Origin of the sequence: Plantibacter sp. M259, from assembly GCF_006065115.1 — a bacterium.
In the GTDB taxonomy this organism is placed as follows: Bacteria; Actinomycetota; Actinomycetes; order Actinomycetales; family Microbacteriaceae; genus Plantibacter; species Plantibacter auratus.
This window is the reverse complement of the sequence record NZ_CP040750.1, coordinates 120,798-142,391: the sequence shown is the minus strand read 5'-3', so window position 1 is coordinate 142,391 and position 21,594 is coordinate 120,798. Positions and strand designations below refer to the sequence as shown.

At 69.3% G+C, this 21,594-nt stretch carries 20 protein-coding genes and 2 pseudogenes; 19 read left to right on the top strand and 3 right to left on the bottom strand.

Going from position 1 to position 21,594, the window contains the following annotated elements; all coding sequences use genetic code 11:
- Nucleotides 1-66 precede the first annotated feature (66 nt).
- Together priA and FGL15_RS00655 are read left to right on the top strand one after the other, a co-directional pair.
- Nucleotides 67-812 (top strand): annotated as a pseudogene (priA, locus tag FGL15_RS00660) (bifunctional 1-(5-phosphoribosyl)-5-((5-phosphoribosylamino)methylideneamino)imidazole-4-carboxamide isomerase/phosphoribosylanthranilate isomerase PriA).
- Complete coding sequence (locus FGL15_RS00655; protein ID WP_124769499.1) at nucleotides 796-1,623, top strand: SseB family protein; 828 nt, start codon at nucleotides 796-798, stop codon at nucleotides 1,621-1,623. The pseudogene priA and the gene FGL15_RS00655 overlap by 17 nt, the downstream one beginning before the upstream one ends.
- Before the next feature lie 27 nt (nucleotides 1,624-1,650).
- Here the strand turns inward: FGL15_RS00655 and FGL15_RS00650 are convergent, their stop codons facing one another.
- The gene (locus FGL15_RS00650) at nucleotides 1,651-2,022 is read right to left on the bottom strand and encodes a DUF1844 domain-containing protein (RefSeq protein WP_056012072.1); all 372 of its coding nucleotides are present in this window, start codon (nucleotides 2,020-2,022) and stop codon (nucleotides 1,651-1,653) included.
- Between the two features lie 230 nt (nucleotides 2,023-2,252).
- On the opposite strand from FGL15_RS00650, the gene infC reads away from it, so the two are divergent.
- The 10 genes from infC (at nucleotide 2,253) to pheT (ending at nucleotide 11,673) form a co-directional block, all read left to right on the top strand.
- The gene (infC, locus tag FGL15_RS00645; protein ID WP_370282203.1) at nucleotides 2,253-2,918 is read left to right on the top strand and encodes a translation initiation factor IF-3; all 666 of its coding nucleotides are present in this window, start codon (nucleotides 2,253-2,255) and stop codon (nucleotides 2,916-2,918) included.
- Between the two features lie 15 nt (nucleotides 2,919-2,933).
- Entirely contained in the window at nucleotides 2,934-3,128 is a 195-nt protein-coding gene (gene rpmI, locus FGL15_RS00640) for a 50S ribosomal protein L35 (protein WP_056012069.1), read from the top strand.
- Between the two features lie 27 nt (nucleotides 3,129-3,155).
- A complete protein-coding gene (gene rplT, locus FGL15_RS00635; RefSeq protein WP_064294422.1) occupies nucleotides 3,156-3,542 on the top strand; it encodes a 50S ribosomal protein L20 in 387 nt (128 codons plus the stop codon).
- Nucleotides 3,543-3,644: 102 nt separating this feature from the next.
- Nucleotides 3,645-4,445, top strand: a complete 801-nt coding sequence (locus FGL15_RS00630; RefSeq protein WP_138944587.1) for an RNA methyltransferase — start codon at nucleotides 3,645-3,647, stop codon at nucleotides 4,443-4,445.
- Nucleotides 4,446-4,666: 221 nt separating this feature from the next.
- Complete coding sequence (locus FGL15_RS00625) at nucleotides 4,667-5,386, top strand: amino acid ABC transporter ATP-binding protein (protein WP_079707380.1); 720 nt, start codon at nucleotides 4,667-4,669, stop codon at nucleotides 5,384-5,386.
- A 91-nt stretch (nucleotides 5,387-5,477) separates the two neighbouring features.
- A complete protein-coding gene (locus FGL15_RS00620; RefSeq protein ID WP_137243216.1) occupies nucleotides 5,478-6,374 on the top strand; it encodes a glutamate ABC transporter substrate-binding protein in 897 nt (298 codons plus the stop codon).
- 107 nt (nucleotides 6,375-6,481) lie between these two features.
- Nucleotides 6,482-7,129, top strand: a complete 648-nt coding sequence (locus FGL15_RS00615) for an amino acid ABC transporter permease (protein ID WP_124769498.1) — start codon at nucleotides 6,482-6,484, stop codon at nucleotides 7,127-7,129.
- Nucleotides 7,126-8,025, top strand: coding sequence for an amino acid ABC transporter permease (locus FGL15_RS00610; protein WP_138944586.1), 900 nt, complete (start codon nucleotides 7,126-7,128; stop codon nucleotides 8,023-8,025). Before FGL15_RS00615 ends, FGL15_RS00610 begins: the two co-directional genes overlap by 4 nt.
- A gap of 91 nt (nucleotides 8,026-8,116) precedes the next feature.
- Nucleotides 8,117-9,157, top strand: coding sequence for a phenylalanine--tRNA ligase subunit alpha (pheS, locus tag FGL15_RS00605; protein WP_137243214.1), 1,041 nt, complete (start codon nucleotides 8,117-8,119; stop codon nucleotides 9,155-9,157).
- Between the two features lie 2 nt (nucleotides 9,158-9,159).
- Nucleotides 9,160-11,673: a phenylalanine--tRNA ligase subunit beta gene (gene pheT, locus FGL15_RS00600; protein WP_138944585.1), complete on the top strand. Its 2,514-nt coding sequence runs from the start codon at nucleotides 9,160-9,162 to the stop codon at nucleotides 11,671-11,673.
- 73 nt (nucleotides 11,674-11,746) lie between these two features.
- Here pheT and FGL15_RS00595 read toward each other — a convergent pair whose 3' ends face one another.
- Nucleotides 11,747-13,306, bottom strand: coding sequence for a UDP-N-acetylglucosamine 1-carboxyvinyltransferase (locus FGL15_RS00595; RefSeq protein WP_138944584.1), 1,560 nt, complete (start codon nucleotides 13,304-13,306; stop codon nucleotides 11,747-11,749).
- A gap of 36 nt (nucleotides 13,307-13,342) precedes the next feature.
- Nucleotides 13,343-13,990, bottom strand: coding sequence for a hypothetical protein (locus tag FGL15_RS00590; RefSeq protein WP_138944583.1), 648 nt, complete (start codon nucleotides 13,988-13,990; stop codon nucleotides 13,343-13,345).
- A gap of 140 nt (nucleotides 13,991-14,130) precedes the next feature.
- Here FGL15_RS00590 and FGL15_RS00585 point away from each other — a divergent pair, with 140 nt between their 5' ends.
- The 7 genes and pseudogenes from FGL15_RS00585 to argF all read left to right on the top strand — a co-directional run bounded on the left by FGL15_RS00585 (nucleotide 14,131) and on the right by argF (nucleotide 21,576).
- The gene (locus FGL15_RS00585; protein WP_138944582.1) at nucleotides 14,131-15,414 is read left to right on the top strand and encodes a sensor histidine kinase; all 1,284 of its coding nucleotides are present in this window, start codon (nucleotides 14,131-14,133) and stop codon (nucleotides 15,412-15,414) included.
- A complete protein-coding gene (locus FGL15_RS00580) occupies nucleotides 15,411-16,100 on the top strand; it encodes a response regulator transcription factor (protein ID WP_138944581.1) in 690 nt (229 codons plus the stop codon). The genes FGL15_RS00585 and FGL15_RS00580 overlap by 4 nt, the downstream gene beginning before the upstream one ends.
- 201 nt (nucleotides 16,101-16,301) lie before the next feature.
- Entirely contained in the window at nucleotides 16,302-17,345 is a 1,044-nt protein-coding gene (gene argC / locus FGL15_RS00575; protein WP_138944580.1) for an N-acetyl-gamma-glutamyl-phosphate reductase, read from the top strand.
- Nucleotides 17,342-18,510, top strand: a pseudogene (gene argJ / locus FGL15_RS00570) (bifunctional glutamate N-acetyltransferase/amino-acid acetyltransferase ArgJ). The gene argC and the pseudogene argJ overlap by 4 nt, the downstream one beginning before the upstream one ends.
- Nucleotides 18,511-18,512: 2 nt before the next feature.
- Complete coding sequence (argB, locus tag FGL15_RS00565) at nucleotides 18,513-19,418, top strand: acetylglutamate kinase (RefSeq protein WP_138944579.1); 906 nt, start codon at nucleotides 18,513-18,515, stop codon at nucleotides 19,416-19,418.
- Nucleotides 19,415-20,599 (top strand): acetylornithine transaminase, encoded by a 1,185-nt coding sequence (locus tag FGL15_RS00560; RefSeq protein ID WP_138944578.1) that lies wholly within the window; start codon nucleotides 19,415-19,417, stop codon nucleotides 20,597-20,599. The genes argB and FGL15_RS00560 overlap by 4 nt, the downstream gene beginning before the upstream one ends.
- 35 nt (nucleotides 20,600-20,634) lie before the next feature.
- On the top strand, nucleotides 20,635-21,576 hold the full coding sequence (argF, locus tag FGL15_RS00555) for an ornithine carbamoyltransferase (RefSeq protein WP_064294412.1): 942 nt from the start codon (nucleotides 20,635-20,637) through the stop codon (nucleotides 21,574-21,576).
- Nucleotides 21,577-21,594 lie beyond the last annotated feature (18 nt).

The following is a 21,594-nucleotide window of genomic DNA, read 5'->3' as shown; positions in this document are numbered from 1 at the left end:
TGTGCCACGAGGCATGCTGTGCGCCGGGAACCGAGGGGCTCGCAGCTCCCGAAGAGACGGTGGATCATGAACGAGTTCAACACGACGGCCGGACTGACGCTGCTCCCCGCGATCGACATCGTGGACGGCAAGGCCGTCCGGTTGACGCGCGGCGAGGCCGGTTCGGAGACGAACTACGGTGAGCCCGTCGACGCGGCCCTGGACTGGGCCCGCCAGGGGCCGAGTGGATCCACCTCGTCGACCTCGACGCCGCGTTCGGCCGTGGCGACAACCGGTCGATCATCCGCAAGGTCATCTCGAAGGCGCGCGGCGTCAACATCGAGCTGTCGGGCGGCATCCGCGACGACGCCTCCCTCGAGCAGGCGCTCGAGACGGGCGTCGCACGCGTCAACCTCGGGACCGCGGCGCTCGAGAACCCCGAATGGGCCGCGAGCGTCATCGCCCAGTACGGCGAGGCGATCGCGGTCGGCCTCGACGTCCGTGGCACGACGCTCGCCGCTCGCGGTTGGACGCAGGACGCCGGCGACCTGTGGACCGTCCTCGACCGCCTCGAGGAGGCGGGCTGCGCACGCTACGTCGTGACGGACGTCACGAAGGACGGCACGATGCAGGGGCCGAACATCGAGCTGCTCCGACAGGTGCTCGAGCGCACGGAGCGGCCGGTGGTGGCCTCCGGCGGCATCTCGAGCCTCGACGACCTGGTCGCGCTGCGCGAGCTGGTCCCCCTGGGGCTCGAAGGGGCCATCATCGGGAAGGCGCTCTACAACGGCGCGTTCACCCTGGCCGAGGCGCTGGATGTCTCCGGCCGCTGACGAATCCTCCGAGCCCGACCGGCACGGTCCGTCGGGTGGGCATGCCCACCATGCGGTGGGTGGCGCCGATTCGGCCGGCCAGCCCTGGGCTGGTCGGAGCTTCCAGCCGAACGCGAGTTCCGGTGACGACGGCAGTGCGCCCGAGCGGCTGATCGAGTCCCTCCGACGCTTCCGGACCGGCGAGGTCGGGGAGGCCGAGGTCGTCGACGCGTTCCGGGACTCCCGCCTGCTCATCCCGCTCGTGGCCCACCTCGGTGAGGCCGGCGAGAACGAGCACGGCCAGCTCGTCGACAAGTCGCAGGAGCTGTCCATCGTGACGGTGACGGGTCCGGACGGCCGCACCGTGCTCCCGGTGTTCAGCTCGGTGCAGGCGATGTCCGCGTGGAACCGGACGGCGAGGCCGATCCCGGCCGACGGCGTCCGGGTCGCCCTGGCGGCCGCGAGCGAGCAGACGGACGTCGTGGTCCTCGATCCGACGTCGAGCACCGAGTTCGCCGTACGCCGCCCGGCGCTCTGGGCGATCGCGCAGTCGCAGCCGTGGACGCCCAGCTTCGCGGACCCGCTGGTGCGCGACGCGTTCGAGCGTTCGATCGAGCAGGAGCTCGCGGTCGTGAGTGTGCGTCTCCGAGCCGGGGATCCGGAGGCGAAGCTCGCCGGATCCGAGCTCGTGGTCGAGCTCGGCCTGCTGCAGGGACTGACCCAGCAGGAGCTCGACGCGGTGCTCGCGCGGCTCGCTCAGCGCTGGGCCGCGGACGAGGTCATCGCGACGCGCGTCGACTCGCTCGCGGTGTCGCTCCGCCCCGCCGACTGATCGGCGAGGCGGAGCGCCGCGCTGCGATCAGGTGACCGGGCCGGTCCACTTCTCGCCGGGACCCTTGCCGATGGGATCCTGGATGGTGGACGCCTCCCGGAAGGCGAGCTGCAGGGACCGCAGGCCGTCGCGCAGCGAGCGGGCGTGCATGTCGCTGATCTCCGGGGCACCTGCGGTGATGAGCCCGGCGAGGGCGTTGATGAGCTTGCGGGCTTCGTCGAGGTCCGTCTGGGCGTCGGGGGCGTCCGCGAGCCCGCACTTGACCGCTGCAGCGCTCATGAGGTGCACGGCGGCGGTGGTGATGACCTCGACGGCGGGGACGTCGGCGATGTCGCGGGTGGCCTGATCGGCCCCTCCCGACTCGTCGTCGTGGTCGTACGGGCTGGTGGTGTTGTTCACGTGGATCCTCTGTTAGACTCGTGCGGTGCTCCGAGACATGTCTCGGTACGAAAGAGGAGATTCTCCCACCCGCGCTTGACCGCTTCACAAGGTTACCGGGTTGTCACGCTCCGCCTGTCGCTTCACCGCTTCGGGTCGTCGGGCGTGGTGCCTTCCGACAGGTGTTCTGAACACCGGCGGAGGGTACGGGTGTGTGGTGAACCGATTTCGTCGCGTCGCAGGTATCGGACCTGGTCGCGTGGCATCCCACCCAGTCAGAGGAGCTCCGCATCAGCGATCCCCGTACCAATGACCGTATCCGCGTCCCGGAGGTCCGACTCGTCGGTCCCGGCGGAGAACAGGTCGGCGTCGTCAAAATCGAGGTCGCCCTTCGCCTCGCGCAGGAAGCGGATCTCGACCTCGTCGAGGTCTCACCCAACTCCAAGCCGCCCGTTGCGAAGATCATGGACTACGGCAAGTTCAAGTACGAGGCTGCGCAGAAGGCCAAAGAGGCCCGGCGCAACCAGGCGAACACGATCCTCAAAGAGGTCCGGTTCCGCCTCAAGATCGACCAGCACGATTACGAGACCAAGCGCAAGCGCGCCGAGGGCTTCCTCAAGGCCGGTGACAAGGTGAAAGCCATGATCCAGTTCCGCGGCCGCGAGCAGTCCCGCCCAGAGCAGGGCGTCCGCCTGCTCCAGAAGTTCGCCGAGGACGTGTCCGAGTGGGGCACCGTCGAGTCCACCCCCATGGTCGACGGTCGCAACATGGTGATGGTCGTCGGTCCGCTCAAGAACAAGTCCGAGGCGAAAGCCGAAGCCAACGCACAACGTGCGGCATCCAAGGCACGTCCGGCTGAAGCCGACGAAGCCGACGAGGCTGCTCCGGTGGAGTCATCCACCGACGAGAACCGATAAGAAACGAGGAATCCCATGCCGAAGCAGAAGACCCACTCCGGGGCCAAGAAGCGATTCAAGGTCACCGGCAGCGGCAAGCTGATGAAGCAGCAGGCCGGTATGCGACACAACCTGGAGAGCAAGTCCAGCCGTCGCACCCGTCGCCTGAACCAGGACCAGGTGCTGGCGCCCGCCGACGCCAAGGTCATGAAGAAGCTGCTCGGTCGCTAGACCGTTTACCCGTAAGGAACTAGGAACATGGCAAGAGTCAAAAGGGCGGTCAACGCTCACAAGAAGCGTCGCGTCATCCTCGAGCGCGCCGCCGGTTACCGCGGTCAGCGTTCGCGTCTGTACCGCAAGGCCAAGGAGCAGGTCACTCACTCCCTCGTCTACTCGTACCGCGACCGTCGTGCGCGCAAGGGTGACTTCCGTCGCCTCTGGATCCAGCGCATCAACGCGGCTTCGCGTGCCAACGGCATGACGTACAACCGCTTCATCCAGGGTCTCGGCCTCGCCGGGATCGAGGTCGACCGCCGTATCCTCGCGGACCTCGCGGTGCACGAGCCCGCCACCTTCGCGGCCCTCGTCGCGTCGGCCAAGGCCGCGCTGCCCGCCGACACCTCGGCGCCCAAGGTCTCCGCGTAGTCGGAAGCCCTGCGTCCGACCGGACGACGTGTTCGAACGGCCCGATCCCACCAGGGATCGGGCCGTTTCGTCTGTCCGGAGTGCGACCCATAGGATGGGTGCGTGCTTGACAATCCGCGGTCACCGCGCGTCCGTTCCGTCGCCAAACTCGCCAAGCGTCCGGCGAGACAGGAGACCGGCCTGTTCCTCCTCGAAGGACCACAGGCGGTCTCGGAGGCCCTGCAGTTCCGGCCCGACCTGATCCTCGAGCTGTACGCGACGCCGACGGCCCTCGAGCGCTACACCGACATCGGGGCCGCGGCCACCGATGCAGGACTCGAGATCGAGTTCGTCACCGAGCAGGTCCTCGAGTCGATGGCCGACACCGTCACCCCGCAGGGGTTCATCGCGGTCGCGCAGCAGTTCCCGACCTCGATCAAGGACATCTTCGCCGGAGAGCCGCAGCTCGTCGTCGTCCTGGAGGAGGTCCGCGATCCGGGCAACCTCGGGACGATCATCCGAGCCGCCGACGCCGCCGGCGCGGACGCCGTCGTCCTGAGTGGACGGACCGTCGACCTCTACAACCCGAAGGTCGTGCGCTCCACGACCGGCTCGCTCTTCCACCTGCCCGTCGCGGTCGGTGTCGAGCTGCCCGCCGTGCTGGAACGAGCCCGTGCAGCGGGACTGCAGACGCTCGCTGCCGACATCAAGGGCGAGGACCTCCTCGTGGCCCGGTCGGAAGGCGTGCTCGCGCGGCCGACGGCATGGGTGTTCGGCAACGAGGCCAGGGGACTCACCGACGAGCACCTCGAGCTCGTCGACCGTGCGGTTACGGTACCGATCTACGGCCGTGCCGAGAGCATGAACCTGGCCACTGCGGCGTCGGTGTGCGTCTTCGAGAGCGCGTTCGCGCAGCACGCCTGAGCGCCTGAGGCGTCGACCGTCGAGGTTACGAAACGGTAACCGTAGCGCTTCCGTCATGCGCACGAAACACGCGGTCACCTAGTTTGGGTTACATGGAGCCAACAGTGTCCCCGAACTCCGGCCCGACGGAACCCGATGCAGCAGCCTCGCATGGTGCCGCCGGCGCATACGAGACCACGAGCAACCCGATCCAGGCAGGGCGCGGCGAGCCCCTCGTCGTCATGGAGAACGTCGAGAAGCACTACGGCGAGTTCCACGCCCTGAAGGACATCAACCTCACCGTCAACAAGGGTGAGGTCGTCGTCGTGATCGGACCGTCCGGGTCCGGCAAGTCCACCCTCTGCCGGACGATCAACCGGCTCGAGACGATCAGCTCGGGGGAGATCCGGATCGACGGCAAGAAGCTGCCGGAGGAGGGCAAGCAGCTCGCCGAGCTGCGCGCCGACGTCGGCATGGTGTTCCAGTCGTTCAACCTGTTCGCGCACAAGACGATCCGCGAGAACGTCACCCTCGGCCCGATCAAGGTGCGCAAGCAGAAGAAGCGCGACGCCGACGATGCGGCGAAGGTGCTGCTCGAGCGCGTCGGCATCGGCGTGCAGGCCGACAAGCTGCCGGCACAGTTGTCCGGCGGGCAGCAGCAGCGCGTCGCGATCGCCCGCGCCCTCGCGATGAAGCCGAAGGTCATGCTGTTCGACGAGCCGACCTCGGCCCTCGACCCCGAGATGATCAACGAGGTCCTCGACGTCATGGTGCAGCTCGCCAGCGAGGGCATGACCATGATCGTCGTCACCCACGAGATGGGCTTCGCCAGGAAGGCCGCCGACCGCGTCGTGTTCATGGCCGACGGCGAGATCCTCGAGGACACCGACCCCGAGTCGTTCTTCACGAACCCGCAGTCCGAGCGGGCGAAGGACTTCCTGTCGAAGCTCCTCACCCACTGACCCATCCGACTCCGGATCGCGCGACCCGCGCGGCGACCCGGAACTGACCAACCGATCGGCCCGTCCCGGGCACCAAGGAAGGAAGGAAAACATGCGCAAGAGGCTCATGTTCATCACCGCGGGAGTCGCTGCAGCAGCGCTCGCGCTCAGCGGGTGCAGCGGCGGCGACGCCGGCACCGGATCGACCGACGGCGCGTCCGACGGCGGCGCACTCTTCGAGGTCGCCACCGACGTCCAGCTCGAGGGCAGCCCCACGTACGACGCGATGGTGAAGGCCGACAAGGTCCGCATCGGCGTCAAGGAGGACCAGCCCGGTCTCGGCTACCTCGACGCCGCCACCGGCGAGCGTTCCGGCTTCGACGTCGAGATGGCCACCTGGATCGCCGCGTCGCTCGGCTTCGACGCCGACAAGATCGAGTTCAAGGCGATCCCGAGCGCCAACCGCGAGTCGGCCATCGTGAACGGTGACATCGACTACTACGTCGGCACCTACTCGATCACCGACAAGCGCAAGGAGCAGATCGACTTCGCCGGACCGTACTTCGAGACCGGCCAGGGCCTGCTCGTCGCCGCGGACAACGACGACATCAAGGGCGAGGACGACCTCGCCGGCAAGACCGTGTGTTCGGCGACGGGCTCCACGCCCATCCAGAACATCAAGGACAACTTCCCCGACACCAAGACGGAGGAGTTCGACACCTACTCGCAGTGTGTCGAGGCCCTGAACGACGGCAAGGTCGACGCGGTCACGACCGACCAGGCGATCCTGATCGGCTACGCGGCGCAGTTCCCCGACGACCTCAAGGTCGTGGGCGAGCCGTTCAGCACCGAGCTGTACGGCATCGGTCTGCCGAAGGGTGACGACGCCCTCCGCCACTTCATCAACACGATGTTCACCGATGGCGGCGACACCTGGACCAAGATCTACGACGCCACCCTCGGCGCCTCCGGCACCAAGGTGACCCAGCCGGCGGTCGACGACTACTAAGCAGCGCCCCGGGCGGCCGCCGACCAGCGGCCGTCCGGGGGAGCTGTCCCGTCGACTCCGCCCAGGCGCCCGCCACGGGCGTCCCCCTCCCGAAAGGCGTGCGCGACATGAACGTCCTGCTCGACAACCTCGACCTCTTCGTCACGGGCTTCCGCAACACCCTGCTGCTCTTCGTGGTGTCGGGGTTCTTCGCGCTCATCCTCGGCACCATCGTCGGTGCCATGCGGGTCTCGCCGGTCCCGGCGATGCGCCTCTTCGGCACCGTGTACGTCAACACGGTGCGCAACACCCCGCTGACCCTCATCCTCTTCTTCTTCGCCTTCGGCTACCCGAAGCTCGGGCTCCCCGAAGTGAGCTACACGACGCTCGCGATCATCGGGCTGAGCCTCTACACCGCGACCTACGTCGCGGAGGTTCTGCGGTCCGGCGTCAACACGGTGCCGATCGGTCAGGCCGAGGCAGCACGCGCGATCGGGCTGCCGTTCGGACAGACCATGACGCTCGTCATCCTGCCGCAGGCGTTCCGTGCCGTCCTGCCACCGCTGTTCAGCGTGCTGATCGCCCTGCTCAAGAACACGACGGTCGCAGCCGGCTTCTCCGTCGCCGAGGCGGGCGCGATCCGCGCGAACCTGTCCGAGCGCGGTGAGCCGCTCCTCGTCGGACTGCTGTGGGTGGCCCTCATCTTCGTGGCGCTCGTGTCGCTCCTGTCCCTCGCCCAACGGGCCTTCGAGAAGAAGTGGAGGATCGCGCGATGAGCTCCGTCCTGTTCGACACCCCCGGCCCGAAGGCCATCGTCCGCTATCGCTGGATCGGTGCGGCGACGGTGCTCGTCGTCGCCGGCATCCTCGCCTTCGTCGTCTTCCGCTTCATCGAGACCGGACAGTTCACCGCCTCGAAGTGGAAGCTCTTCACCTTCCCGCGCGTCTGGGAGCAGATCCTCCAGGCGACGGGCGCGACCCTGTCAGCGTTCGCGGTCGCCGCCGTCTGCAGCGTCGTCCTCGGACTGGTGCTGGCGATCGGCCGACTGTCGGATCACAAGATCATCAGCGTCCCGTTCACGATCTTCATCGAGTTCTTCCGGGCGGTCCCGGTCCTCATCCTGATGATGCTCATGTACTACGGGCTGCCGCCCCTCGGCTTCACCTTCGTGACGCCGTTCGTCGCCGTCGCCATCGCGCTGACGCTGTACAACGGCGCGGTGTTCTCCGAGATCTTCCGAGCGGGCATCGAGTCGTTGCCGAAGGGGCAGGGCGAGGCCGCCTACGCCATCGGCCTGCGGAAGTCCGCGGTCCTGCGCCTCATCCTGTTCCCGCAGGCGATCCGCGCGATGCTGCCGGTGATCATCGCTCAGCTCGTCGTCGCTCTCAAGGACACGGCACTCGGCTTCCTGATCACCTATCAGGAGCTCCTCTACCTCGCGAAGCAGTTCGGTTCGCAGGCGCTCTACGGCAGCCCGATCATCCCCTCGATCATCGTGATGGGCTCGATCTACATCGTGCTCTGCCTGATCCTCTCGGGTGTCGCGAAGATCGTCGAGGTGCGTACCCGACGGTCGCCACGGACGCCGAAGGAACAGGCCGTGACCGAGGACACGACGACCAAGATCCTCGGCATCCAGGCGGGGAACCAGTCGTCCGGCGCGAGCATCTGACGTCGTCCCGACGGAGCCCGGGCGATCGGGCACCCGTCGGGGCGGGGACGGTCGCCCATGCGGGCCGACCGCCTGGGTAGACTTGGCTCTCGTGTCCGACGCATCCCCAATCTCCGAACCAGCGGTGAACGCCGCGGTCGACGCCGCTCTCGAAGCGATCGCCGCAGCCACCGACTCGGCCGCCCTGAAAGCGGTCCGATCAGCCCACGCCGGCGAAGCGTCACCGCTCGCCGCCCTCAACGGATCGCTCCGCAGCGTGCCGAACGACCAGAAGGCCGCGCTCGGCAAGCTGGTCGGTCAGGCTCGCGGGCGCGTCTCGAAGGCGTTGAGCGAGCGCGAGGGCGAGATCGTCGCCGCCGAGACGGAGGCACGCCTCGCCGCCGAGGCGATCGACGTCACCGCCGTCCCGCTGCGACGCCTGCCAGGTGCCCGGCACCCCCTCACACTGCTCCAGGACCGCGTGTCCGACATCTTCGTCGGCATGGGGTGGGAGATCGCCGAGGGGCCAGAGGTCGAGAGCGAGTGGTTCAACTTCGACGCCCTGAACTTCGACGCCGACCACCCGGCCCGCGCGATGCAGGACACCTTCTTCGTGGAGCCGCTGGAGTCGCACCTCGTCCTGCGGACGCACACCTCGCCGGTCCAGGTGCGCTCGCTGCTCGAGCGCGAACTCCCCGTGTACGTGCTCGCCCCCGGGCGGGTCTACCGCACCGACGAGCTCGACGCGACGCACACGCCCGTCTTCATGCAGTTCGAGGGTCTCGCCGTCGACAAGGGCCTGACGATGGCGCACCTCCGCGGAACGCTCGACCACTTCGTGAAGAGCGTCTTCGGCGACGACGCGAAGGTCCGCCTGCGTCCCAGCTACTTCCCCTTCACCGAGCCGAGCGCCGAGCTCGACTTCTGGCACCCGACCTTCAAGGACGGACCGCGTTGGATCGAGTGGGGTGGGTGCGGCATGATCAACCCGAACGTGCTCCGGTCCGCCGGTATCGACCCCGAGGTCTACTCGGGCTTCGCCTTCGGGATGGGCGTCGAGCGCGGCCTGATGCTGCGCGACGGCGTGCAGGACATGCGAGAGATGGTGGAGGGCGACGTCCGCTTCTCCCAGCAGTTCGGGATGGTGGTGTAGTCGTGCGTGTTCCATTGAGCTGGCTCGGGGAGTTCGTCGAACTCGCCCCGGGGACCACCCCTGAAGACGTCCACGCCGCGCTCGTGCGCGTCGGGCTCGAGGAGGAGGACGTCCACCGCTTCGAGCTGACCGGTCCCATCGTGGTCGGCGAGGTCCTCGAGTTCGCCGAGGAGCCGCAGTCCAACGGCAAGACCATCCGCTGGTGCCAGGTCCGCGTCGCCGAGGGTGACGCCGACGGGGCCGTACGGGGCATCGTCTGCGGTGCCGGCAACTTCTTCGTCGGCGACCAGGTGGTCGTCACCCTGCCCGGCGCCGTGCTGCCCGGTCCGTTCCCGATCGCCGCTCGAAAGACCTACGGCCACGTGTCGGACGGCATGATCGCCTCGGCTCGCGAGCTCGGTCTCGGTGAGGACCACGACGGGATCCTGCGCCTCTCGACGATCGGGGTCGAGGCACCCGTCGGCACCGACGCGATCAGCCTGCTCGGTCTCGACGACGCTGCTGTCGAGCTCAACGTGACGCCTGATCGCGGCTACGCGTTCTCGATCCGAGGGGTCGCACGCGAGTACTCGCACGCGACCGGGGCGGCCTTCCGCGACCCGGCGGCGAGCGTTCCCGAAGCCTTCACCGGACCACTCGACGGCTTCCCCGTCACGGTCGAGGATGCTGCGCCGATCCGCGGACGCGTCGGGTCGAGCGTCTTCGTCACGCGCGTCGTGCGCGACGTCGACCCGACGAAACCGACCCCGCCGTGGATGGTGGCGCGGTTGAAGCTCGCCGGCATCCGCTCACTGTCGCTCGTCGTCGACATCACGAACTACGTCATGCTCGAGCTCGGACAGCCGATCCACGGGTACGACCTCGACAAGCTCACGGGCGGCATCGTCGTCCGGCGCGCGCGGTCCGGCGAGACCTTCGTCACGCTCGACGGCCAGGAGCGGAAGCTCCACGACGAGGACCTGCTGATCACCGACGACTCGGGCCCGATCGGGCTCGCGGGCGTGATGGGTGGCCTCGACACCGAGATCACCGATGCCACGCGCAACGTCCTCATCGAGGCCGCGAACTTCGACCAGGTGTCCATCGCGCGGAGCGCGCGTCGCCACAAGCTGCCGAGCGAGGCGTCCAAGCGGTTCGAGCGCGGTGTCGATCCACAGATCGCCGTCGCGGCCGCCGGTCGCGTCGCGCAGTTGCTCGTCGACCTGGCCGGCGGCCGGACGGACGACCTCGGCTCCGCCGTCACCACGGCGCCGGATCCCGAGCCGATCCTGCTCCCCGACGACTACATCAACGGCCTCATCGGCGTCACGTTCGGAGCGGACGAGACACGATCCGCGCTCGCCGAGATCGGCGCGGCCGTCGAGGCGACCGATGGCGGCCTGCTCGTGACGCCGCCGAGCTGGCGCCACGACATCACCGGCAAGGAGGACCTCGCCGAGGAGGTGGCGCGGATCCTCGGATACGACCGCATCCCGTCGGTGCTCCCCGTCGCGCCTCCGGGACGCGGGCTCTCGCGTTCGCAGCGGCTGCGACGTGGGGTCTCCGATGCGCTCGCCTACGGCGGCGCCACCGAGGTGTTGGCCTACCCGTTCGTCTCCGCCGAGGAGAACGCGCGGTTCGGCGCTCCGCAGCCAGGTGAGTTCCCGGCCGTGAAGCTCGCGAACCCGCTCGACGCGAAGGCCCCATTCCTCCGCGCGTCGATCCTGCCCGGTCTCCTCGCGGTGGCCCACCGGAACGTCTCGCGTGGTCTGACCGACCTCTCGATCTTCGAGGTCGGCGCGGTGTTCCGTCCGTCCCGTCACGGTGCGTTTGGCCAGGCCGAACTCCCGCAGGCGGCGGTCCGTCCGAGCGAGGCCCAGCTCGAGGAGCTCGAGGCGGGCGTCCCGGCTCAACCGCGTCATCTCGGCTTCCTCGCGGTCGGCAACGCCGTCCCGAAGCAGCCGGGCCAGCCCGCGGTCGCGGCCGGTATCGCCGACGCGCTCGAGGCCGTCCAGGCCGTCGCGGTGGCGACCGGCGTCGACATCACCGTCTCGCAGGGCAGCCACCAGGCACTGCACCCCGGACGGACCGCGGCGCTGCACGTCGGCGACGTCCTGGTGGGGTACGCGGGGGAGGTCCACCCGGCCGTGGCCGAGGAGGCGAACCTGCCGCGCGTCGTGGCGGTCGCGGAACTCGACCTGGATCGCATCATCGCGCTCGGCGACGCACTGCCGGAGGCCGTCGGCATCGGCACGCTGCCTGCGGCGACGCAGGACCTCTCACTGCTCGTCCCCGCGACGGTCTCAGCCGGTGCGGTCCTCGATGCCGTCCGCGCTGGAGCAGGTTCACTGCTCGAGCACATCCGCCTCGTCGACGACTACCGCGGCTCGGGCGTCCCCGAGGGCGGCAAGAGCCTGACCTTCGCCCTGCGGTTCCGCGCGCCGGACCGCACGCTCACCGCGGCGGAGGCGAGCGACGCGAAGCTCGCCGGCGCGGCAGTGGCGGCCGAGCGTTTCGGCGCGAGCATACGGGACTGAGCCGGTCGTACCGGACGACAGCGGCCCCGCGGATCGACGATCTGCGGGGCCGCGTCCGTCGGACGGGACGGACTCAGTCGCGGAAGGTCTCGATCGACGCACCCAGGGTGATGAGCCGCTCCTGCAGCTGCTCGTACCCGCGAGCGATGATGTCGACGTTCCGGAGCACGCTCGTACCCTTTGCGGCGAGCATGGCGAGCAGGATGACGACGGCCGGTCGCAGCGCAGGAGGGCAGCTCACCTCGGCGCCGGACCAGTGGGTCGGCCCGGAGACGTCGATGCGGTGCGGGTCGCGCAGGCGGACGTTCGCGCCGAGTCGCGTCAGGTCGGTGAGGTGGATCGCCCTGCCTTCGTACACCCAGTCGTGGATGAGCGTGTCGCCCTCGGCGCAGGCCGCGATGACCGCGAAGAACGGGAGGTTGTCGATGTTGAGCCCCGGGAACGGCATGGGGTGGATCTTGTCGATCGGGGCGTGCAGCTTCGAGGGGTGCACGGTGACGTCGACGAGACGGGTGCGGCCGTTCGCGGCTGCGTACTCGGGGGAGCGGGTGTAGCGCAGTCCCATCTCGCCGAGCGTTGCGAGCTCGATCTCCATGAACTCGATCGGCACGCGCGTGACGGTGATCTCCGAGTCGGTGACGATCCCCGCGGTGAGCAGACTCATCGCCTCCACCGGGTCCTCACTCGGCCAGTAGTCCACGTCCTCGTTGATGACGCTGCGGCCGGTGATCCGGAGCGTCGTGCTCCCGATGCCCTCGATGGTGATGCCGAGGAGCTCCAGGTAGAAGCAGAGGTCCTGCACCATGTAGTTCGGGCTGGCGTTGCGGATGGTCGTCACGCCGTCGCGTACCGCGGCGGCCATGATGGCGTTCTCGGTCACGGTGTCGCCGCGCTCGGTAAGCACGACGCTCAGCTCCTCGGGCACGTCGGGAGCGACGGTGGCCTGGTACCAGCCGGCGGTCGCCTCGATGGACAGGCCGAACGGCCGGAGTGCGATGAGGTGCGGTTCGACGGTGCGGGTCCCGAGGTCGCAACCACCGGCGTAGGGGAGGGCGAAGGTGTCGTAGCGGCCGAGCAGCGGACCGAGGAACATGAGCACACTGCGGGTCCGGCGACCGGCGTCCTCGTCGATGCTCTCGAGTGAGAGGTCGTCCGGGACGTGGATCTCGACGTCCTGGCCGTCGGTCGACCAGACCACGGAGACGCCCAGGCTGCGCAGGACGTCGATGATGCGGTCGACCTCGACGATCCGGGCGATGCCGTGCAGCGTGGTGCGGCCGCGGTTCATGAGTGCGGCGCACAGGAGCGCGACCGAGGCGTTCTTGCTCGAACGCACCGCGATGGTCCCGTGCAGCTGTCGGCCGCCCTGGACGCGGAGGTGCGAGTTCTTCTTCTGTTCGCCGAAACTGACGATCTCACTCTCGAGCGCGGTGCTGATCCGGCTCAGGAGGTCGATGCTGATGTTCTGACTGCCCTGCTCGATCCGGTTGATCGCGCTCTGGCTCGTGCCGACGCGTTCCGCCAGCTGGGCCTGGGTGAGTTTGCGTCCCTGACGGGCGCCGCGGATGAGTGCTCCGACCTGCCGGAGCGGTGCCGCAGGGTCCGTTCGTTCAAACGTTGCCGTGTCTTCCATGCCGTCACTCTATCTCAGATATGAGATAGATCGCCGTTAGGGACGCCCCTGAGATGTCGGAACGGAATCCGAAACCCGCTCCGTGGTGTCAGGCGCGGGCGCGGAGCTCCGGAAGAGGACGGCGTACACCGGGCCTGCGGCGAACCAGATGCCGGTGATCGCGACGAGCTTGATGATCATGCCCCAGATGACGTCCTCGTTCGCGAGGGCGAAGGACGCGGGGACGGTCCAGCCGACCATGGCCTGCATCGCGAGGAGCCCGGCGACCGCGATCGCGACGGCGAGGACCACCCGACGCCACTCCGACCAGGCGGCCCGGACGTACGCGGGCCCGGACTTCGGCTTCGGCCGCGGTGCTGGACCGCCCGCGAACCGGTGTGCGAACCAGACGTCCGCCTTCGTGATGAGCGCGTGGCCGAACGCCACCGTGAAGCCCAGGTAGATGGTCGCGAGGAGGTGCGTGACGTTCGGCTCCTCACCGGACGCGAGGTCGATCGCGGTCAGGACCAGGAGGACGAGGTCCACGACCGGTACACCGATCAACATGATCGCGCTGAGCCGGCGCCGCCGGAGGAGGTAGCGGACCGCGAGCCCGCCGAAGAGGAGGATCCAGAACGCGGCCTCCGCGCCGAGGATGGCCCAGATGAGTGGGCTCGTGCCGAAGAGTTCAGTGAAGCTGTCCATGTTCCGATGGTGTCGCGGGAGGATGCCGTGCCACATCGACCGTGCTGCTGATCCTCCGGCGACGGGGTCAGCGGAACTGCGTACGCCGGCTCGTCCCTCCGGCGCTCGCGCCGCGCGGCTCGAGCTGGTGTGATGGAGGCATGGCTGCTCTCGAAGGACCGCGCGCATGGGTGGATCGACACCGCGAGCCGGTCATCACCACGGTGTGCGCGGCCATGGGACTCCTGTTCGCCCTCCTCGGGATCCATGTCCCCTGGGGGACGACCGTGTCGGAACCGCCGCTCCTCCTCACCCTCGCGTTCCTCGTCGCCATCCTGGCGGTGCACCTGCTCCGCCGCCGACGCCCGTTGACCACGCTGGCCGTCGGCGTCCTGATCGCCCTCGCCGAGGCGCTCACCACCGGAGGCAGCGGCCTCGGGATGCTCATCGTCGTGTCCGACCTCGCCTATGCGGCGGCGCTCTACTCGCGGTCCCGGGTCATGGACATCGCCGCGTTCGCCTGCACCGCGCTGGCCGTCGTGTCGGTCGGTGTCTTCGCGGTGATCTGGTTCACCGACGACGTCCAGGCCGTCACCCGGCTCGGTCGGGGAGTGGTCCTCGGCTCGCTCATCATCGTCCCGGTCATCCTGGCGAGTTCGATCTGGTACGGCAGGATGGTCCGGTATCCCCGTCTTGAGGCTGAACGCCAGCGCGAGCGCGCGGACACGATCGCCCAGGCGGCGGCTGCGCTCCGGCAGGACGCCGTGACCCGTGAACGGCTCGAGCTCAGCCGGGAGCTGCACGACGTCATCGCCGGTCACCTCTCGGCGATCGCGATGCAGTCGGCGGCGGCCCTGGAACGACGCGACGGCACCGATCCGGTGGCGCTGCGGCGCAGCCTCGCACTCGTCCGGACCAGCAGTCTCGATGCGCTCGCCGACATGCGCACGATGATCGACGTGCTCCGCGGTGACCAGTCGGCCGACGACCTGGCCCAGGCACCAGACCGACTCACGGCCGAGTCGGTCCGCCGCGCGGTCGAGGTCGCCCGTGCCAACGGACTGGAGGTGGAGGTACGGGCCCCGGACGACGCGGCGCTCGCCGAGGTCCCCGCGCAGACCTCGATCGTCGGGCTCCGCACGCTCGTCGAAGGCCTGACGAACACCGCGAAGCACGCACCGGGTGCCTCCGTGCGGGTCGAGGTCTCGCTCCCGCCCGGTGCCCTGTCCGTCACGCTCAGCAACCCGCTGCCGACGGCGACCGCGTCCTCGGTGCTCGCCGGGTCCGGTGGGGTCGGCCTCGTCGGCCTGGCCGAGCGGGCACGCCTGGTCGGAGGCGACCTCGTCGCGGGGCCGGACGGTCCCGACTGGCGGACGGCGCTCACCGTGCCGACCCCGGTGTCGCCGGCCACCCCCGCGGTCGTCACCGCAGGAGGGGCGTCATGACCATCACGGTCCTCATCGCGGACGACCATGCGGCCGTCAGAGCGGGTCTGGGAGCGCTGCTCGACGAGCCGGACGACATCCTGGTCATCGCCGAGGCGGCGGACGGGGAGGCCGTCGTCGCGCAAGCCGTGCGACACCGACCGGATGTCGTGTTGCTCGACGTCCAGATGCCGCGTTCCTCCGGGATCGACGCGATCCCGGCCATCCTCGCCGCGGTCACCCCACCGCCGAGCATCATCATGCTCACGACCTTCGCGCTCGACCGGTACGTCGACGAGGCGCTGGCGGCCGGGGCGAACGCCTTCCTGGTGAAGACGGTCTCCGCTGCCGGCCTCGTCGATGCGATCCGACGAGTGCACGCGGGCGAGGCGGTGCTCGCCCCTGAAGTGACCCGCCGAGTCCTCGAACGTCTCGCCGCGGCCAGACCTCCGGTCGTGCCGGCACCGGCTCCGGCGCACCCCGGTCTGGCCACGCTGACACCGCGGGAGCGTGAGGTCCTCGAGCAGCTGCGCGAGGGGCTGAGCAACGCGGGGATCGCGACCGCGCTCGGGCTGTCCGAGGCGACGGCCCGGACACACGTGTCCCGGATCCTCGTGAAGCTCGACGCACGGTCGCGGGTGCAGGCCGCGCTCATCGCGGAGCGGGCTGCTCCGGGCGCGGATTCGTCGGCATCCTCGTCGTCGTAGTACGCTCTCGACATGGCACGTTTCCAGGCACAGGGTTCTTCGCGGGCGATCACGCTCCGCGCCCTCCGCCGTCCCGTGTCCGCACGCGCTACCGCAGAGCGACGATAGGCGACCCAGGTGCTCGCACGGTCCAGGTGACCGTGCAGTCGTCCAGGAGTCGCCGCCTCCGCCCCTCGAGCGTCCACTCAATAAGGTAGAGCCATGTCCTTCTCTGTAGCGGTGGCCGGAGCATCCGGCTACGCAGGAGGCGAGCTGCTTCGGCTGCTCGCCGACCACCCCGACTTCGACGTCCGGACGGTGACCGCGCACGCGAACGCCGGTCAACCGCTCGTCGACCACCAGCCACACCTCCGTTCCCTCCGGCATCTCGTCCTCGAAGCGACGACGCCGGAGGTGCTCGCGGGACACGACGTCGTCTTCCTCGCCCTGCCGCACGGCAAGTCGGGTGAGGTGACGGCATCGCTTCCACCGGAGACCCTCGTCGTCGACTGCGGAGCCGACCACCGGCTCGTCGACGAAGCCGACTGGGACGCCTTCTACGGCGGCGACTACTTCGGCGCCTGGGCCTACGGCGTGCCGGAGCTCCAGACGTCCACCGGTCGGGGGCGCGACGCTCTCGTGGGCGCCAAGCGGATCGCCGCTCCTGGATGCAACGCGAGCACCGTCGCCCTGTCCCTCGCGCCCGGCATCGCCGCGGGGGTGATCGAGCCGCTCGACCTCGTCTCCGTGCTCGCCGTCGGGCCGTCCGGCGCGGGGAAGAGCCTGAAGGTCAACCTGCTCGCGAGCGAGGTGCTCGGCACGGCCAACCCGTACGCCGTCGGCGGTACCCACCGGCACATCCCCGAGATCACGCAGAGCCTCCGGGCGGCCGGTGCCGATCGCGCGTCCATCTCGTTCACCCCGGTCATCGTCCCGATGTCGCGCGGCATCCTGGCCACCTCGACGGCACGCATCGTCGCGGGCACCACGGCGGCAGCGGTCCGCGAGGCCTGGGAGACGGCCTACGCCGACGAACCGTTCGTCCAGGTGCTGCCCGAGGGCTCGTTCCCCCGGACGGCCGACGTCCTCGGCGCCAACACCGCGCTGATCGGAATCGCCGTCGACGAGACGGTGGGACGGGTCGTCGTCGTGACCGCCGTCGACAACCTTGTGAAGGGGACCGCCGGCGCGGCGATCCAATCGGCGAACATCGCGCTCGGGCTCCCCGAGACGACCGGCTTGAGTGTGAATGGAGTGGCACCGTGAGTGTGACAGCAGCAGCAGGGTTCCTCGCGGCGGGCGTCGCCTGCGGCCTCAAGACCTCCGGGGCCTCGACCTCGCGGTGGTCCACAACGTCGGTCCGCTGCAGCACGCGGCGACGGTGTTCACGAGCAACCGGTGCAAGGCCAACCCGATCCTCTGGAGCGAGCAGGTCATGCAGGACGGCATCGTCTCGGCGATCGTCCTGAACTCGGGCGGCGCGAACTGCTACACGGGGACGCGCGGTTTCCAGACGACGCACGCGACCGCGGAGGCCGTCGCAGAGCGACTCGCGATCTCGGCCGGCGACGTCCTCGTCTGCTCCACGGGGCTCATCGGCGAACAGCTCGATCTCGACAAGCTGACCGCGGGCGTCTGGGACGCCACCCGCGCGGTCGCCGACGAGGACGGTGCGAGCGAAGCGGCCGGCCTCGCCGCGGCGACCGCGATCATGACGACCGACACGAAGCCGAAGCAGGCCGCGCGGAGCGCGGACGGATGGACCGTCGGCGGCATGGCGAAGGGTGCGGGCATGCTCGCGCCCGGGCTGGCGACGATGCTCGTCGTCATCACGACCGACGCCGTGCTCGAGCCGGCGCAGCTCGACCAGGCGCTCCGCAGCGCGACCCGTGTCACCTTCGACCGCCTCGACTCCGACGGCTGTATGTCCACCAACGACACGGTGTCGCTCCTCGCGTCCGGGTCGAGCGGCGTCACCCCGGAGCTGTCCGCCTTCACCGAGGCGCTGACGGAGGTCTGTCGCGACCTCACCCTGCAGTTGCAGGCCGATGCCGAGGGCGCGGCCCACGACGTCGCGATCGAGGTCGTCGGCGCGGTGTCCGAGGACGACGCGGTCGAGGTCGCCCGCGCGGTCTCCCGCAGCAACCTCTTCAAGGCGGCCATCTTCGGCAACGACCCGAACTGGGGCCGGGTGCTCGCGGCCGTCGGGACCACGGGCGCCGAGTTCGACCCGTACGGGATCGACGTGGCCATGAACGGCGTCCAGGTGTGCACCGCCGGCGAGCCGGATCAGTCGCGCGACCTCGTCGACCTCTCACCGCGCGCCGTGCACGTGCTCATCGACCTCCACGCCGGTGACACGGGAGCCACCATCTGGACGAACGACCTCACGCACGACTACGTGCACGAGAACAGCGCGTACGCGAGCTGATGATGACCCAGTATCGAGACAACTCTCCCGAGGAGGCGGCGATCAAGGCCGCCACCCTCATCGAGTCGCTTCCCTGGCTGAAGACCTTCCGCGACCAGACGATCGTCGTCAAGTTCGGCGGCAACGCGATGGTGAGCGACGAGCTCGCGCAGGCGTTCGCGGAGGACATGGTCTACCTGCGCTACGCGGGGCTGAAGCCCGTCGTCGTGCACGGTGGTGGCCCGCAGATCTCCGCGATGCTCGAGCGGCTCGACATCCACAGCGAGTTCCGCGGCGGGTACCGGGTCACGACGCCCGAAGCCATGGAGGTCGTCCGCATGGTCCTCACCGGTCAGGTCAACCCCGAGCTCGTGGGGCGGATCAACGAACACGGCCCGCTCGCCGCAGGACTGTCCGGCGAGGACGCGGGCCTGTTCAGCGGGCGTCGTCGCTCGATCGTCGTCGACGGCGAGACCGTGGACATCGGGCTCGTCGGCGACGTCGTCAGCGTCGACCCGACCTCGGTGCAGGCCTACCTCGACGCCGGTAACATCCCGGTGGTCTCCTCGATCGCCCCCGACCTCGACCAGCCCGGCCAGACGCTCAACGTGAACGCCGATGCGGCCGCCGCGGCGCTCGCCGTCGCACTCGGTGCCGCGAAGCTCGTCATCCTGACCGATGTCGCCGGGCTGTACAGCGACTGGCCCAACCGCGACTCGCTCGTCTCGCAGATCACGACGAGTGAGCTCCGAGCCATGCTGCCCTCGCTCGAATCGGGAATGATCCCGAAGATGACCGCCTGCCTCGACGCCGTCGACGGCGGGGTCGCCAAGGCGGCCATCATCGACGGCCGCGTACCCCACTCCATCCTGCTCGAGGTGTTCACCCAGAACGGCTCAGGCACCGAGGTCGTCCCGGAGGACTCATGAGCGACTGGAAGAGCCGCGTCGACCGCGACATGATGCGCACGTTCAACACGCCGATCGCCATGCTGACGCGCGGTGAGGGATGCCATGTCTGGGACGCCGAGGGCAACCGCTACCTCGACTTCCTCGCGGGCATCGCGGTGAACGCACTGGGACATGCGCATCCGGCGTTCGTCGGTGCGATCACGCGACAGGCGAGCACGCTCGCGCACGTCTCCAACTACTTCTCGAGTCCGCCGCAGCTCGAGCTCGCGGCCCGATTGAAGCGTCTCGCCGGAGCGGACGAGGGCGGTCGGGTGTACTTCGCGAACTCCGGTGCCGAGGCGAACGAGGCGGCGTTCAAGCTCGCCCGACTCAACCACGGCGACGGATCGCGGACCCGGGTCCTCACCCTGGAGAACTCCTTCCACGGGCGGACCTTCGGGGCGCTCGCCCTGACCGGCAAGCCCGCCCTGCAGGAGGGGTTCCACCCGCTCCCGGGTGGCGTCGAGCACATCCCGACCACGATCGAGGCACTCGAGGCGGCGATCGACGACCGGGTCGCCGCGCTGATCCTCGAACCGATCAAGGGCGAAGCCGGCGTCATCGACCTGCCGGAGGGCTACCTCGCCCGTGCCCGGGCGCTCACCGAGGCGCACGGCGTGCTGCTCATCATCGACGAGATCCAGACCGGGGCCGGTCGGACGGGGGAGTGGTTCGCGTTCCAGCGTGACGGCATCGTCCCGGACGCGATCACCGTCGCCAAGGGGATCGGCGGTGGCATGCCGATCGGCGCCCTCGTCACCTTCGGCGCAGCCTCCGAGCTGTTCGGACCCGGCCAGCACGGCAGCACCTTCGGTGGCAACCCGCTCGCGACCGCGACGGCGAACGCGGTGCTCGAGGAGATCGAGCGCGCCGGTCTCGTGCAGAACGCCGCCGCACGCGGTGAGCAGTTGCGGGCCGTCATCACCGTCATCGGTTCCCCGCTCGTCGAGGAGGTCCGCGGACACGGACTGCTCATCGGCATCGGCTTGAGCGCCCCGGTGGCCGCGGAGCTGTCGGCCGCTGCGTTCGACCGTGGGCTCATCATCAACGCCCCGAACGCGACGAGCATCCGGATCGCGCCGCCGCTCATCATCGGCGACGCCGAGATCGACGAGTTCACCTCCCTCTTCCGCGCGGCGCTCGACGCCGTCCAGGCCTGACCGGCCATCGACCCACACGAACAGGACCACCAGCCATGACCCGTCACTTCCTCCGCGACGACGACCTCAGCCCGGCCGAGCAGGCCGAGATCCTCGACCTCGCCACCGAGCTGAAGCGCGACCGCTGGTCGCGCAAGCCGCTCGAAGGCCCGCAGACCGTCGCGGTCATCTTCGACAAGTCCTCGACGCGGACACGCGTCTCCTTCGCCGTGGGGATCGCCGACCTCGGCGGGTCACCGCTCATCATCTCGACGGCCAACAGCCAGCTCGGCGGCAAGGAGACGGCCGCCGACACCGCTCGCGTCCTCGAACGTCAGGTCGCGGCGATCGTCTGGCGGACCTACGCCCAGTCCGGTCTCGAGGAGATCTCGGCCGGGACGACCGTGCCCGTCGTCAACGCGCTGTCCGACGACTTCCACCCGTGTCAGCTCCTCGCCGACCTCCTCACGATCCGCGAGCACAAGGGCGAGCTCGCCGGTCTGACGATGTCGTTCTTCGGCGACGGTGCGAGCAACATGGCCCACTCCTACCTGTTGGCCGGCGCGACGGCGGGGATGCACGTCCGCATCGCCGCCCCGGCCGAGTTCGCCCCGGCTGCGGACGTCGTCGCCGACGCGGAGCGCATCGCCGCGACGACGGGCGGCTCCGTGCTCGTGACCACCGACCCCGACACGGCGGCGGCGGATGCCGACGTGATGATCACCGACACCTGGGTGTCGATGGGCAAGGAGGACGAGAAGGCGCAACGCGTCGCCATCTTCGGCGGCTACCGCGTCGACCGCAGGCTCATGGGGCTCGCAGCGTCCGACGCCGTCTTCATGCACTGCCTGCCCGCCGATCGCGGCTTCGAGGTCGAGGCCGAGGTCATCGATGGGGCGCAGAGCATCATCTGGGACGAGGCGGAGAACCGCCTCCACGCGCAGAAGGCCCTGCTCGTGTGGCTGCTCGAGCAGCAGCACGCCGGATCCGCGGCCTGACCCTTCCCCGGCTGCGGC

What these genes read in the sequence shown, in the direction of transcription:
- FGL15_RS00655 (WP_124769499.1), top strand. Translation starts at nt 796, where the DNA reads ATGTCTCCGGCCGCTGACGAATCCTCCGAGCCCGACCGGCACGGTCCG.
- rpmI (WP_056012069.1), top strand. Translation starts at nt 2,934, where the DNA reads ATGCCGAAGCAGAAGACCCACTCCGGGGCCAAGAAGCGATTCAAGGTC.
- rplT (WP_064294422.1), top strand. Translation starts at nt 3,156, where the DNA reads ATGGCAAGAGTCAAAAGGGCGGTCAACGCTCACAAGAAGCGTCGCGTC.
- FGL15_RS00625 (WP_079707380.1), top strand. Translation starts at nt 4,667, where the DNA reads ATGGAGAACGTCGAGAAGCACTACGGCGAGTTCCACGCCCTGAAGGAC.
- FGL15_RS00620 (WP_137243216.1), top strand. Translation starts at nt 5,478, where the DNA reads ATGCGCAAGAGGCTCATGTTCATCACCGCGGGAGTCGCTGCAGCAGCG.
- FGL15_RS00615 (WP_124769498.1), top strand. Translation starts at nt 6,482, where the DNA reads ATGAACGTCCTGCTCGACAACCTCGACCTCTTCGTCACGGGCTTCCGC.
- FGL15_RS00610 (WP_138944586.1), top strand. Translation starts at nt 7,126, where the DNA reads ATGAGCTCCGTCCTGTTCGACACCCCCGGCCCGAAGGCCATCGTCCGC.
- FGL15_RS00595 (WP_138944584.1), bottom strand. Translation starts at nt 13,306, where the DNA reads ATGGAAGACACGGCAACGTTTGAACGAACGGACCCTGCGGCACCGCTC.
- FGL15_RS00590 (WP_138944583.1), bottom strand. Translation starts at nt 13,990, where the DNA reads ATGGACAGCTTCACTGAACTCTTCGGCACGAGCCCACTCATCTGGGCC.
- FGL15_RS00585 (WP_138944582.1), top strand. Translation starts at nt 14,131, where the DNA reads ATGGCTGCTCTCGAAGGACCGCGCGCATGGGTGGATCGACACCGCGAG.
- FGL15_RS00580 (WP_138944581.1), top strand. Translation starts at nt 15,411, where the DNA reads ATGACCATCACGGTCCTCATCGCGGACGACCATGCGGCCGTCAGAGCG.
- argC (WP_138944580.1), top strand. Translation starts at nt 16,302, where the DNA reads ATGTCCTTCTCTGTAGCGGTGGCCGGAGCATCCGGCTACGCAGGAGGC.
- argB (WP_138944579.1), top strand. Translation starts at nt 18,513, where the DNA reads ATGACCCAGTATCGAGACAACTCTCCCGAGGAGGCGGCGATCAAGGCC.
- FGL15_RS00560 (WP_138944578.1), top strand. Translation starts at nt 19,415, where the DNA reads ATGAGCGACTGGAAGAGCCGCGTCGACCGCGACATGATGCGCACGTTC.
- argF (WP_064294412.1), top strand. Translation starts at nt 20,635, where the DNA reads ATGACCCGTCACTTCCTCCGCGACGACGACCTCAGCCCGGCCGAGCAG.